This is a genomic window from Sphingomonas sp. (assembly GCF_035758555.1).
GTDB lineage: Bacteria > Pseudomonadota > Alphaproteobacteria > Sphingomonadales > Sphingomonadaceae > Sphingomonas_B.
In genome coordinates this window covers 62,760-75,436 of sequence record NZ_DASTXI010000060.1, presented here as the reverse complement: position 1 = coordinate 75,436, position 12,677 = coordinate 62,760, and the positions used below count along the sequence as shown (strand labels likewise).

General features: G+C 67.8%; 7 protein-coding genes. 5 read left to right on the top strand and 2 right to left on the bottom strand.

Features of this window, described 5'->3' with window-relative positions; all coding sequences use genetic code 11:
* The 5 genes from VFT73_RS03625 to VFT73_RS03605 form a co-directional block, all read left to right on the top strand.
* The coding region (locus tag VFT73_RS03625) for an efflux RND transporter periplasmic adaptor subunit (RefSeq protein WP_326408789.1) at nucleotides 1-1,108 on the top strand (1,108 nt) is incomplete at its 5' end.
* Entirely contained in the window at nucleotides 1,068-2,525 is a 1,458-nt protein-coding gene (locus tag VFT73_RS03620; protein ID WP_326408788.1) for an efflux transporter outer membrane subunit, read from the top strand. The genes VFT73_RS03625 and VFT73_RS03620, both read left to right, overlap by 41 nt.
* Before the next feature lie 63 nt (nucleotides 2,526-2,588).
* Nucleotides 2,589-5,753, top strand: coding sequence for a WD40/YVTN/BNR-like repeat-containing protein (locus tag VFT73_RS03615; RefSeq protein WP_326408787.1), 3,165 nt, complete (start codon nucleotides 2,589-2,591; stop codon nucleotides 5,751-5,753).
* A complete protein-coding gene (locus VFT73_RS03610) occupies nucleotides 5,750-7,405 on the top strand; it encodes a M28 family metallopeptidase (protein ID WP_326408786.1) in 1,656 nt (551 codons plus the stop codon). The genes VFT73_RS03615 and VFT73_RS03610 overlap by 4 nt, the downstream gene beginning before the upstream one ends.
* A 125-nt stretch (nucleotides 7,406-7,530) precedes the next feature.
* Complete coding sequence (locus VFT73_RS03605; protein WP_326408785.1) at nucleotides 7,531-9,915, top strand: penicillin acylase family protein; 2,385 nt, start codon at nucleotides 7,531-7,533, stop codon at nucleotides 9,913-9,915.
* A 160-nt stretch (nucleotides 9,916-10,075) separates the two neighbouring features.
* Here the strand turns inward: VFT73_RS03605 and VFT73_RS03600 are convergent, their stop codons facing one another.
* Nucleotides 10,076-11,269 carry a serine hydrolase domain-containing protein gene (locus VFT73_RS03600; protein WP_326408784.1) on the bottom strand — a complete coding sequence of 398 codons (1,194 nt, stop codon included), beginning with the start codon at nucleotides 11,267-11,269 and terminating at the stop codon, nucleotides 10,076-10,078.
* 54 nt (nucleotides 11,270-11,323) lie between these two features.
* Nucleotides 11,324-12,601: a diaminopimelate decarboxylase gene (gene lysA, locus VFT73_RS03595; protein ID WP_326408782.1), complete on the bottom strand. Its 1,278-nt coding sequence runs from the start codon at nucleotides 12,599-12,601 to the stop codon at nucleotides 11,324-11,326.
* Between the last annotated feature and the right edge of the window lie 76 nt (nucleotides 12,602-12,677).

The following is a 12,677-nucleotide window of genomic DNA, read 5'->3' as shown; positions in this document are numbered from 1 at the left end:
CGGGCTGATCGCGGTCCTGGCCGCGGCCGGAATCATCGTGGTCGGCGTGTCGACGCGGATCAGCGCCGGCCACGAGCTGGCCGCCGCCGCACGCGACAACGCAGTGCAGGTCGTGACCGTCGTCCAGCCCAAGCGCGGTGCCGGCACGGCCGAGCTGCAACTGCCGGGCAATGTGCAGGCGTTCAACAGCGCGCCGATCTTCGCTCGCACCAATGGCTATGTCCGGCGCTGGCTGGTGGACATCGGCGACAGCGTCGGTGCGGGCCAGACGCTCGCGATCCTCGACGCGCCGGAAGTCGACCAGCAGCTCGCCCAGGCCCAGGCCGATTATCAGACGGCGGTCGCCAACCAGAAGCTGGCCCGCACCACCGCCGAGCGCTGGCAGACGCTGCTGAAGAAGGATGCCGTCTCGCAACAGGAAGCGGACGAGAAGGCCGGCGATCTGGCAGCCAAGACAGCGGTGGCCAACGCCCAGCTCGCGAACGTGAAGCGGCTACGCGCAATGCAGGGCTTCGAGCGGCTGACCGCCCCCTTCCCCGGCGTTGTGACCAGCCGCTCCGCCCAGATCGGCGCGCTCGTGACGTCGGGCAACGCCTCTGCGCAGCCGCTCTTCACTGTGTCCGACGTGCACCGGATGCGCATCTATGTGCGCGTGCCGCAGAGCTTTTCGGCCCAGATCCATCCGGGTCTCGGCGCGACGTTGACCGTTCCCGAATATCCGGGCCGCACCTTCGACGCGGTGCTTGTCCGAACCGCGGGGGCGATCGATCCGGAGTCGGGAACGGTGCTGGTCGAACTTCAGGCCGACAATCGCGACCGCGCGCTGAAGCCCGGCGCCTATACGAAGGTCACTTTCCCGCTGCCGGCCTCCGCCAACGCCCTGCGGCTGCCGGGGAGCGCAATCCTGTTCCGCGAATCCGGCCCGACCGTGGTGATCGTCGACAAAAACGGTCGCGCACGGCTTCAGCAGGTCGAGATCGGGCGCGATCAGGGCAAGGAAGTCGAGATCGTCTCCGGCCTGACCGGCGGCGAGCGGATTGTCGACACGCCGCCGGACGCGATCGAGAATGGCGACCCGCTCAAGGTCCAGGCTCGTGCGCGCACCTAGTTTCAGTCTGGCATTGTTGCTGGCCGGGTGCTCGATGGCGCCCGACTATGCGCCGCCCACGATCGCCGTGCCCGCCGCTTATAAGGAAGCGCCCGCGGGCTGGACCGCAGCCACGCCCCTGGACGCTGCCCCGCGCGGCGACTGGTGGACGATGTTCGGCGATCCCGCGCTCGACGATCTCGAGGCGCGGATCGACCGCGCCAGCCCGACACTGGCCGCTGCCGTTGCGCGTTTCGATGCCGCGCGCGCCGCGGTCGGCGAAGCCGCGGCCAATCTCTACCCGACCGTCACCGCCTCGGCGGACCTTTCACGCGAACGCACCTCGGCGCGCCGGCCGGGTTCGAGCACCGGGGGGCGCTTCACGGACGCAAGCATCGGCGCCACTCTCGCCTATGAGCTCGACCTGTGGGGCCGCGTGCGCAACTCCGTGCGCGCCGCGCGTGCAGAGGCGGATGCGAGCGGTGCCGATCTCGCTGCCGTCCGGCTAAGCCTGCAGGCCTCGCTTGCCGACGCCTATTTCCGCCTGCGCGGATCAGATGCCGAAGCGGCGCTGCTCCGCGCGACGGTCGACGCCTATGCGAAGGCGCTGGAGCTCACCCGGGCGCGGCACGACGGCGGCGCTGCCTCCGGTCTCGACGTGAATCGCGCGCAGACTTTGCTGTCCGATGCGCGCGCGCAGATTTCCGCCGTGGCGAACCGCCGCGCCGCCACCGAGCACGAGATTGCGGCGCTGGTGGGCACGACGCCGTCCGGCCTTTCGATCGCGCCGACCGAAACCGCGATCGGCGCTCCTCCCCCGGTTCCAGCCGAAACCCCCGCCACGCTGGTGCAGCGCCGGCCCGACGTGGCCGCGGCGGAGCGCCGGATCGCGGCCGCGAATGCGCGGATCGGCGTTGCCCGCGCGGCTTTCTTCCCGGACCTGACGCTCGGCCTCGCCGGCGGCTTCGAAAGCAGCCATGGCAGCCTGCTGAGCGCGCCGGCCGGCTTCTGGGCGCTCGGACCGCTTTCCGCTGCGCTCGACCTGTTCGACGGCGGCCGCCGCCAGGCACGCGTGCGCATCTCGCGCGCCGAATACGACGAGGCCGCCGCCAATTACCGCGAGGCCGCACTTACCGCCTTTCGCGAGGTGGAGGACAGCCTGGCCGCGTCGCGTCTGCTCGCCGCCCAGGCGGCCGACCAGAACGACGCCGCGGCGGCGGCAGCACGGACAAGCGATCTCGCCCTCACCCGCTATCGCGAAGGCGCGGCCGACTATCTGGAAGTGGTGACCGCGCAGACCGCGGCTCTGGATGCGGAGCGCGCCGCGATCGGCGTGCAGACGCAGCGGATGCAGACCGCCGTCGCGCTCGTCCGCGCGCTGGGCGGGGGCTATTCGGAAACGTTGCCGTCTAAGACGGCTATGATACAGGTTAAATAAAGGGGAGCGATGATGCGGCGTCTAGGTCTTTGGTTCGTCTGTGTTTCTGCGCTGGCGTTGACGGTGGGCACCGCCCACGCCGCCGACAGCGACAAGCCTGTTGCCAAGGCCGAGGCGACGCCTCCGCCCAAAGGCGAGGAAGCGTTCTTCACCGGCCTTAAATGGCGCAACATCGGTCCGGAACGCGGCGGCCGCTCGATCGCGGTGGCCGGCAGCATCGCGCGGCCCAATGAATATTATTTCGGCGCGGTCGGGGGCGGCCTTTGGAAGACGACCGACGGCGGCACCACCTGGAAGCCGGTCACCGACGGTCAGCTCGACAACTCCGCCGTGGGCGGTGTCGCGGTGTGCGAAGCCAATCCGGATGTGGTTTACCTGACCACCGGAGAGACCGAGCTGCGCGGCAACATCATGCCCGGCGACGGCGTCTGGAAGTCGACCGACGCCGGCAAGACCTGGAAGAAGATCGGCTTGGCCGACGTCCAGAATTTCTCCCGCGTCCGGGTTCATCCGAAGGATTGCGATACCGCCTATGTCGGCGGCTTCGGCCCCTACGGCACCGAGAGCGAGGCACGCGGCGTCTACAAGACGACCGACGGCGGCAAGAGCTGGAAGAAAGTGCTCTACCGCGACCAGCGCACCGGCGCGGTCGACATCTCGATCGACCCGAACCATCCCGACACGCTCTACGCCGCGCTTTGGGAAGCGTGGCGCAAGCCCTGGGGCATGAGCTCGGGCGGGCCGGGCAGCGGGCTGTTCAAGAGCACCGACGGCGGCGCCACCTGGACCGAGCTGACCCGCGCGCCGGGCATGCCGCAGAGCGGCCCCGTCGGGAAGATCGGCGTCAGCGTCTCGCCGGTCGACGCCAACCGCGTCTACGCGATCGTCGAGCATGCCGATGGCGGCGTCTTCGTCTCGGACGATGGCGGCGCCCACTGGACGCGCACCAATGACAAGCGGGATCTGCGTCAGCGCGCTTTCTATTACACGCGCATCATCGCCGATCCGAAGCTGAAGGACCGCGTCTACGTCCTGAACGTGCAGTTCTTCCGCTCCGACGATGGCGGCAAGACGTTCAAAAAGAAGATCAAGGTCCCGCACGGCGACAATCACGACCTGTGGATCGCGGGCGATAACAATCAGCGCATGATCCAGGGCAATGACGGCGGCGCAAACGTCAGCGTCAATGCCGGCGAGAGCTGGACGGAGCAGGATTTCCCAACCGCGCAGATCTATCGCGTCACGATCAGCCACCACTTCCCGTATTTCGTGTGCGGCGCGCAGCAGGACAACAGCACGATCTGCGTCCCCTCGCGCGACTGGAAGTTCAAGAATGCGCTGGGCGGCCAGTACGGCTTCGAAGTGGGCGGCGGCGAAAGCGGCTATATCGCCAACGATCCGCGCAACCCGAACATCTTCTATGCCGGCAGCTATGGCGGCCAGCTCGACCGGTTCGACTATGAGACCGGCCAGACGCGCAGCATCAACGTCCGCCCCGACAATCCGATGGGCTATTCGGCGAGCGACATCGGCGAGCGGTTCCAGTGGACCTATCCGATCGTCTTCGATCCCAAGGACCCGCAGACGCTCTACGTCGCCTCGCAGCACGTCTGGCGCACGCGCAATGAGGGCCAGAGCTGGGAGCGGATCAGTCCCGACCTGACCAAGCATGACCCGTCCACGCTGGGCCCGTCCGGCGGACCGATCACGCTCGACCAGACTGGCGTGGAGACCTACGGCACCGTGTTCGCCCTTGCCCCGTCGCGGCTGGAAGCGGGCGTGATCTGGGCCGGGTCCGACGACGGCATGGTTCACATCACACGCGACGGCGGCGCCAATTGGGCCGACGTCACCCCGGCGGGTCTGCCGCCCTACCTCAAGATCACGACCATCGAGGATTCGCCGCACAAGCCCGGTACGGCCTATCTGACCGGCCACCGCTTCCTGCTGGGGGACTTCAAGCCCTATGTGCTGAAGACCAGCGATTACGGTCGCAGCTGGACCTCCATCAGCAAAGGCATTCCCGACGACGAGATCGCCCGCAGCATCCGCGAGGATCTGGTGCGCCCCGGCCTGCTCTATCTCGGCACCGAACGCGGCGTCTGGGTCTCGCTGGACGACGGCGATCACTGGCACAAGCTGCAGCGCAACCTGCCCGCCGTGCAGGTCGCCGACCTCGCCGTGACCGACCACGATCTGGTGATCGCCACGCACGGCCGCTCCTTCTGGGTCATGGATAATATCGACGTGCTCCGGCAGATCGAGCCGGGCAGCGACAAGCATGTGACGCTGTTCAAGCCGGCGCCGGCGGTGCGCGGCGTGGATGCAGGCGTCGCGATCGACTATTTCCTGCCCAAGACACCGAAGAAGCTGAGCCTCGACATCATCGGCCCCGACGGCAAGCTGGTGCAGAGCTTTGCCGGCGCCGTGAAGGAGGAAAAGGACGACAAGGCCAAGGCCGACGAGGACGAAGACGACAAGCCGAAGGGTCCGCCGACTGCGGCAATGAAGCAGGGGCTGAACCGCTTCACCTGGAACATGCACTATCCGGGCTTCACCGAGTTCGCGGACATGATCCTGTGGACCAGCCGCAACAACGGCATCGAAGCGGTGCCAGGGCGCTATACCGCACGGCTGACCGTCGACGGCAAGACGCAGGAGCAGCCGTTCGAAATCCGCTCCGATCCGCGGGCCAAGGCCGATCCGGCCGACCTGCAGCGCCGCTTCGACTTCGCCAGCCGCGTATCGGCGCGCGTGAGCGAGGCCAACCAGGCGGTGCTGCTGATCCGCGGCATCAAGCAGCAGACCGAGGCGGCGGCGAAGAAAACGACCGATCCGGCGGTCAAATCGGCGCTCAGCGGTTTCGACGGCAAGCTGAGCGCGATCGAGGGCCGGATCTATCAGGTCCATAACCGCAGCCGCCAGGATCCGCTCAACTACCCGATCATGCTCAACGACAAGCTGGCCGGGCTGATCCGTACCGCGGAGAGCGCCGACGCGCCGCCGACCGAGCAGAGCGAATTGGTCTTTGCCGACCTTTCCGCACAGCTCGACACGCAGCTTAAGGCGCTCGACCAGCTGCTCGACAGCGAGCTCGCGCCGCTCAATGCCCAGTTGAAGCGCGCCGGGTTGAAGCCGGTCGAGCGCAAGGCGCTTCCCGCCCAGCCGGCGGGGTCGTCGAAGGAAAGCGGCGGCGAGGAAGCCGAAGAGGAGGAAGCCGAACAATGATGTCGATCCGGGCCGCCGCGGTGCTTGCCGCCAGCCTCTCAACGGCGCTGTGGGCCGCGGCGCCCGGGCAGACCATCGACCCGGCACGCCTGTCAGAGACGACCCGCGTATTGGCGTCGGACCCGTTCCAGGGCCGTGCGCCGGGCACGCCGGGCGAGAAGAAGACGATCGACTATCTGATCGGCCGCTTCAAGGAAGCCGGCCTGTCGCCGGCTGGCGACGACGGCGGCTGGACGCAGCGCGTGCCGCTGGTCCACACCCGGCTGGGCTCGGGCTCGATGCGCGTCGATCTTGGCGGCACGGCGCTGCCGCTGACGCAGAAGCAGCAGATCTACGTCAACACCGTCCGTCCGGTCGACCGCGTCTCGATCGACAAGGCGCCTCTGGTGTTCGTCGGCTACGGCGTGAATGCGCCGGAGCGGCAATGGGACGATTTCAAGGGCGTCGACCTGCACGGCAAGGTCGCGGTGTTCCTGGTCAACGATCCCGATTTCGAAGCGAAACCCGGCGAGCCGTCGGCCGGCCGCTTCGGCGGCAAGGCGATGACCTATTACGGCCGCTGGACCTACAAGTACGAGGAAGCGGCGCGCAGGGGCGCAATCGCCGCGCTGATCGTCCACGACGCGCCGGGCGCGGGCTATGGCTGGAGCACGGTCGTGGCGCCCGGCGGCGAGAATTACGACATCGTCCGCACCGGCCCGGCGCAGCCGATCCTGCTGCAAGGCTGGCTGGAAGGCGATGCCGCGCGCGACCTGTTCCGCCGCGCCGGACTCGACCTCGACAAGCTGCGAGTCGAGGCGCGCAGTCCTTCATTCAAGCCGGTGGCGCTTCAGGGCGCAACCTTCTCCGCCGACCTGCCGGTCACTTCGGAGCAGGTGCAGAGCTACAACGTGCTCGGCAAGATCGCCGGCGCCAAGCGCCCCGACGAGACGGTGATGTACGGCGCCCATTGGGACGCCTACGGCATCGGGACGCCCGACGCGCAGGGGCGGACCATCCGTCCCGGCGCTGCCGACGACGCGATCGGCGTTGCCGGGCTGATCGAGATCGCGCGCGCCTTCGCGGCCGGGCCCAAGCCTGACCGGACGCTGGTGTTCGCCGCCTGGACGGCGGAGGAGCGCGGCCTGCTCGGCTCCGAAACCTATGCGGTTCATCCGCTTTTCCCGCTCGACAAGACCGTCGCCAATCTGACGATGGACATCCTGCAGACCGCCGGCCCCGCGCATGACGTGGTGCTGGTCGGCGCCGGCCAGAGCAGCCTCGAGGACGATCTCGCGCGGGCTGCCCAGGCGCAGGGCCGCACCGTCACGCCCGAAACATTGCCCGAACGGGGCCTGTTCTACCGCGCGGACCATTTCTCCTTCGCGAGGCGCGGCGTTCCGACGCTGCTGCTTATGGGGATCGCCGGACCGCACGATCTGGCCGACGGCGGCAAGGCGGCGGGCGAGAAATGGCTCGAGGACTATATGGCCTGCTACCACCAGACGTGCGACGCCTGGACCCCCGACCTCGATTTCCGCGGCGCCGCGCAGGACGTGAAGCTGCTGTTCGACATCGGCCACACCCTCGCCTTCTCCGACCAGTGGCCCGAGTGGCGCCCCAGCTCGGAATTCCGTGCGATCCGGGAGAAGTCATCCGCTGAGCGTCGTTGAGCCGCTCCGCCGGATCGCGATCCGAACAGGAGGCCATAGCTCACCTCTATGGTCGCCGGCCCGCTTGTGATGGGACACGGAGCGACGCCTGCCGCTAGGCTATGGCGCCACCGGGAGAATTGCTGATGCTCGATCGCCGCTCGTTTCTGCTTGGCTCGGCTGCCACCCTGGCGTTTTCGGCAGCGGGGCGCGCCGCTGAAGCGGTCCGGCCGTCCCGGCTGCGGCAAGTGCGCGCCGATACCCTGTCGGCCCCGATCGAGATCATCGACGATCCGTACGGCGTGCCGCATATCCGCGCGGAATCGATCCCGGACGCGTTTTTCGGACAGGGCTATGTGGTCGCGCGCGACCGGCTGTTTCAGATCGACCTTTCGCACAGGCGCGAAATGGGCCAGCTGGCAGAGGCGTTCGGGCCGGAGTTCGCGTCGCATGACGCGGTGGCGCGGCTGTTCCACTATCGCGGCGACCTCGACAAGGAGCTGGCGCGCGTCCCGCCGAACGTCCTCGCCTGCGCGCGCGCTTATGTCGCCGGGGTCAATGCGCGCATCGACGAAGTGACGGAGAACCCGGCGCTGCTGCCGCTGGAATATGCCATCCTGGGCGTGCAGCCGCTGAAATGGGATGTGCAGGATCTGGTGCTGGCGCGTAGCGCCTCCATCGGCAACGTGGACGACGAAATCCGGCGCGCCCGGCTCGCGGCGCTGGGCCTGCTCGAGCTGGATGCCGTCATCGCACCGCTGCGCCCGGCCTGGCCTCTGGCGGTGCCCGAGGGGCTTGATGCCGCCGCCGTGTCGGAAGCGGATCTGGGCGTGCTGCGGCAGGGGCGGCTGCCGTTCGGAACGCTGGTGCCGAAGGACGATCCCGACAGCCGGCGGCAGGATGCGATCGACCGCGCCAATGCCGGGAGCAATGCCTGGACGGTCGGGCCGGCGCGCACCGCGACCGGGCGGCCGATCCTTGCCAACGATCCGCATCTGGGCATTGGCGGGTTCGACCCCAGACATGTCGCTCACCTGAGCGCCCCCGGCCTCGACGTGATCGGGGGCGGCGCGCCAGGCCTGCCGGGCATCATGCAGGGCCATACCGACCATTTCGCGTTCGGCCGCACCAATTTCCATATCGACCAGGAAGACCTGTTCGTCCTGGAGCTGCACCCGGAGGACCCCGAACGTTATCGCCATAAGGGGAAATGGAAAGCGTTCGAGCGGGTCGACATCGCGATCCCGGTGAAGGACGCCGCCCCGACGCCCGCCACGCTCCGCTATGCCATCCAGGGCCCGGTCATTTCGCACGACCCGGCCAAGCGCCGCGCCACCGCGCTCGCAGCGATCGACATGCAGCCGGGCGGCAGCGGCGCGTTCTCCATGATCGCCATCAACCTGGCGCGCGACTGGGCGGACCTGCACAAGGCGGCATTCCAGCTTCATCCGTCGCCGACCAATTTTCACTATGCCGACGCCGACGGCAATCACGGCTGGCAGGTGATCGGCTTCATGCCGATCCGCCGCAAGGGCGTCGGGCTGATGCCGGTGCCCGGCGACGGCCGCTACGACTGGACCGGAATGCGCGATTTCCGCGAACTGCCGAGCGAATACAACCCGGCCAAGGGCTGGTTCGGGTCGTCCAACCAGAACAATCTTCCGCCCGATTGGTCGCGCGACCGCATCCCCGCTTTCTCCTTCCGCGATCCCTATCGCTATGAACGGGTCGCGAGCGTGTTGGAGTCGCAGCCGAAGCACAGCCTGGCCGACAGCGTCGCGCTGCAGCACGACACGCTGTCCGCGCCCGCACAGCAGCTGGTCGCCTTGTTGCCTGCGCATGCTTCTCCCGGTGCTGAGCCGGCAATCGCGATGCTGCGCGGCTGGGATGCGCGGCTGGATGCCGACAGCGGGCCGGCCGCCCTGTTCGAAATCCTGTGGCGGGACCTGAGCGACCGGACGCTGGCCGCAATCGTTCCCGAACGGGCCAAGGCTTTGGTCACGGAGATTTCGCCTTCGGTGTTGCTCGGCCTGCTCGCGCACCCAGACGCGCGGCTCGGCGCCGATCCTGAGCGGGCGCGCGATGCCATGTTCGACTCCGCGCTTGCTGCCGCCTGGAGCAGTGCGCAGGAACAGCTGGGTTCCGACCCCGCTAAATGGCGCTGGGCGACGCTGCATCAGGTGCGGATCACGCACCCACTGTCACGCATACCGGCCATTGCGGCGGCGTTTCCGGCCATCGAGGGAGAAGGTACGGGCGGCGATTCCTACACTGTCATGGCGCGCTGGCTGCGCGATGCGCCGAGCTGGCGCGTCAGCGGCGGAGCGAGCTATCTGCAGGTGATCGACGTCGGCGCGTGGGACAACTCGCTGATGCTCAATTTCCCCGGGCAATCGAACGATCCCCGCTCGCCGCATTATCGCGACCAATATCTGCCCTGGATCCACGGCAATATGCAGCCGATGCTGTTCAGCCGCGCCGCGGTCGATGCACATGCGGCCTCCCGCATGGTGCTCCGTCCAAAGGCTTAACAGCTAGAGCAACGAGCGATCAAACCGGCTCGTTCGTCCCGAGCGAAGTCGAGGGGCGCTGCCCGGAGCCTACGCCCCTCGACTTCGCGCTACGCGCTCCGCTCGGGACGAGCGATATGGATCGATCGGGTCACCACACTCTGAGCGGCCGATGGTCAAATTACCTCCGCGGCGGCGCCAGCGCCTCGCACAATTTCCCGGCGGCCAGCGCGATCCGGGACTCGGCGCTCTTCCGGTTGGCCGGGCTGTTTTCCTCGGTGCGCGTCTGCGTGTTGAACGCGAGCAGGCTGCCGGCGTGCAGATCGGGGCAGAGGCTCAGATAAGCGCGGAAACCATTCTGGTCGCCATTATGGCCGACGAAGCGCACCCCTGAGACAGTGTCGATGAAGAAGGACAGGCCGCTCCGGGTCGTCTCGGCCATGCGGCCTTGCGTGAAATCGTCGCCAGCAGCGATCTGCGGCGTCCACATTTCTTCGAGCGACGATCGCTTCAGGACGAGATCATAGGCGGATTGACGCTCGGGATCGCCCAGCAGGAAGGCGACATAGCGCGCCATGTCCGGGAGCGGCGCGTTCAGGCCGCCATTGGAGACGGTGACGCCGGTGTCGACGTCAAAGGGCGCAGCGACGCGCTTGCCGTCACGAACATAATAGCTGTGCGATCGGTGCGGCAGCAGATGCGGCGGCGTCCGGTCGAAATAGCTGGCGTGCATGCCCAGCGGCTTCAGGATGTTCTTGTCAACATAGACTTCGTAATCCTCGCCCGACAGCCGCTCGATCACCTGGCCGAGATAGACGATGCCAGGGTTGGAATAGCTGAAGCGGGTGCCGGGCTTGAACCGGACCTGCGTATACGGGAGCATTGCCACCAGCTGCGACCAGCTCTTCGGCTCGAACGGCTGCCATTCATGCTCTCGCCATGGCCATGTCGCGCCGCCGAACCCGGCACTGTGGCTCATCAATTGCCGGATCGTGATGCGGTCCGTGTCGCCGAACGGATTATGCACGGCGGCGAGCTCCGGTACATACCGAACGACGGGATCGTCCAGCGCCAGCAGCCCGCGATCGCGCAGCTGCATGATCGCGATCCCAGTCATCGTTTTCGTGATCGACGCCCAGTGAAAGATCGTCTGCGCGTCGACGGGCACATGCGCGTCGGCGTCCTGTTCGCCCAGATGATCGGCAACGACGACGCGCCCGTCTCGAATGAAATAGAAGCTGCTGCCGACGATGCCCGCCCGCTGCACCTCCGCGCGGTGGAATTTCTGGAAATCGGCGACCGCCGCCTCGAACGCCTGGTCGCTCGCCATTGCCGGGGTGGCGGCAAGCAGCAGCGTCGCCGCGAGCTGGGACATGGCGATCTTCCCCTTGTGCACGAGCCGTGGGTTAGCGCGTCCGGGCATGGCCGCCTAGCCGGCCGCTTCCCGGCCGATCCAGGCGGGCACATGCTCCTCGCGCAGGAACGCGGCGGTGTCGCGTCGCTCGCGCACCACGGCCCAATCGGTGCCGTTCACCAGCACTTCGGGGATGAGCGCGCGCGAATTGTAGGTGCTGGCCATCGTCGCGCCGTACGCCCCGGCCGTGCGGATGATCATCAGGTCGCCCGCAGACACGCTGTCGATCCGCCGCGCCAGCGCAAAGGTGTCGCCGGTCTCACACACCGGACCGACGATGTCGGCGATCATCGTTTCGCCATCGGGCGCGACCGCGTCGATCCCGTGCCATGCGTCGTAGAGGCTGGGCCGCATCAGGTCGTTCATCGCCGCATCGAGGACGACGATGGGACCCGCGGCGCCGGCCTTCACGCGGATCACTTCCGTCAGCAACACGCCGGCGTCGCCGACGATCAGCCGCCCGGGCTCGAACGCCAGACCGACGTTCCAGCCGCGCGTCACGCGCGCCACCATCGCGGCATAGTCCTCGATGCTCGGCGGTTCGGGCGCCGACGGCTCGTAACGCACTCCCAGCCCGCCGCCCAGATCGGCCGTGCGGATGTCGTGTCCTGCCGCCCGCAATTCGTCGATCAGCGTGCCGATCCGCCCGAATGCGCGTTCCAGCGGCGCGAGGCTGGTGAGCTGGCTGCCGATATGGACGGCGACCCCGATTAGGTCGAGCGCCGGCAGTTCGCGCACTCTGGCCGCGACCTCAGCCGTATCGGCGAACGGGATGCCGAATTTGCTGCGCGCGGCACCGGTGGAGATCTTTGCGTGCGAACCCGCATCGACATCCGGATTGACCCGGATCGCCACCGGCGCGGCGCGGCCCAGGCCGGATGCAACCTGCGACAGCATCTCCGCCTCTTCCGCGGATTCGAGATTGAACTGGCGCAACCCGCCTTCGAGCGCGAGCTGCATTTCCGCCGCCGTCTTGCCGACTCCGGAGAACACGATTCGGTCCGGCGACACGCCTGCGGCACGCGCACGTGCATATTCCCCGCCCGAAACGACATCGGCGCCAAGCCCTTCGCCCGACAGCGTTGCCAGCACCGCCGCGTTCGGATTGGCTTTCACCGCATAGGCGATCAGCGGATCGCCGAGCAGGGCCAGGGCCGACCGCAGCCGCCGCGCCTGCGCGAGCATCGCTGCGCTCGAATAGACGAACAGCGGCGTTCCCACGTCGCGCGCAAGCTGCGGCAGCGCCACGGATTCGCAGTGCACCACGCCGTCGCAGAGATGAAAATGGGTCATCAGCTCCCCTTGCGAGCGCGATAAAAGGAAGCCGCGGGTGTGACGCCGCGGCTTCACAGTTGCGGAGGAACGGCAA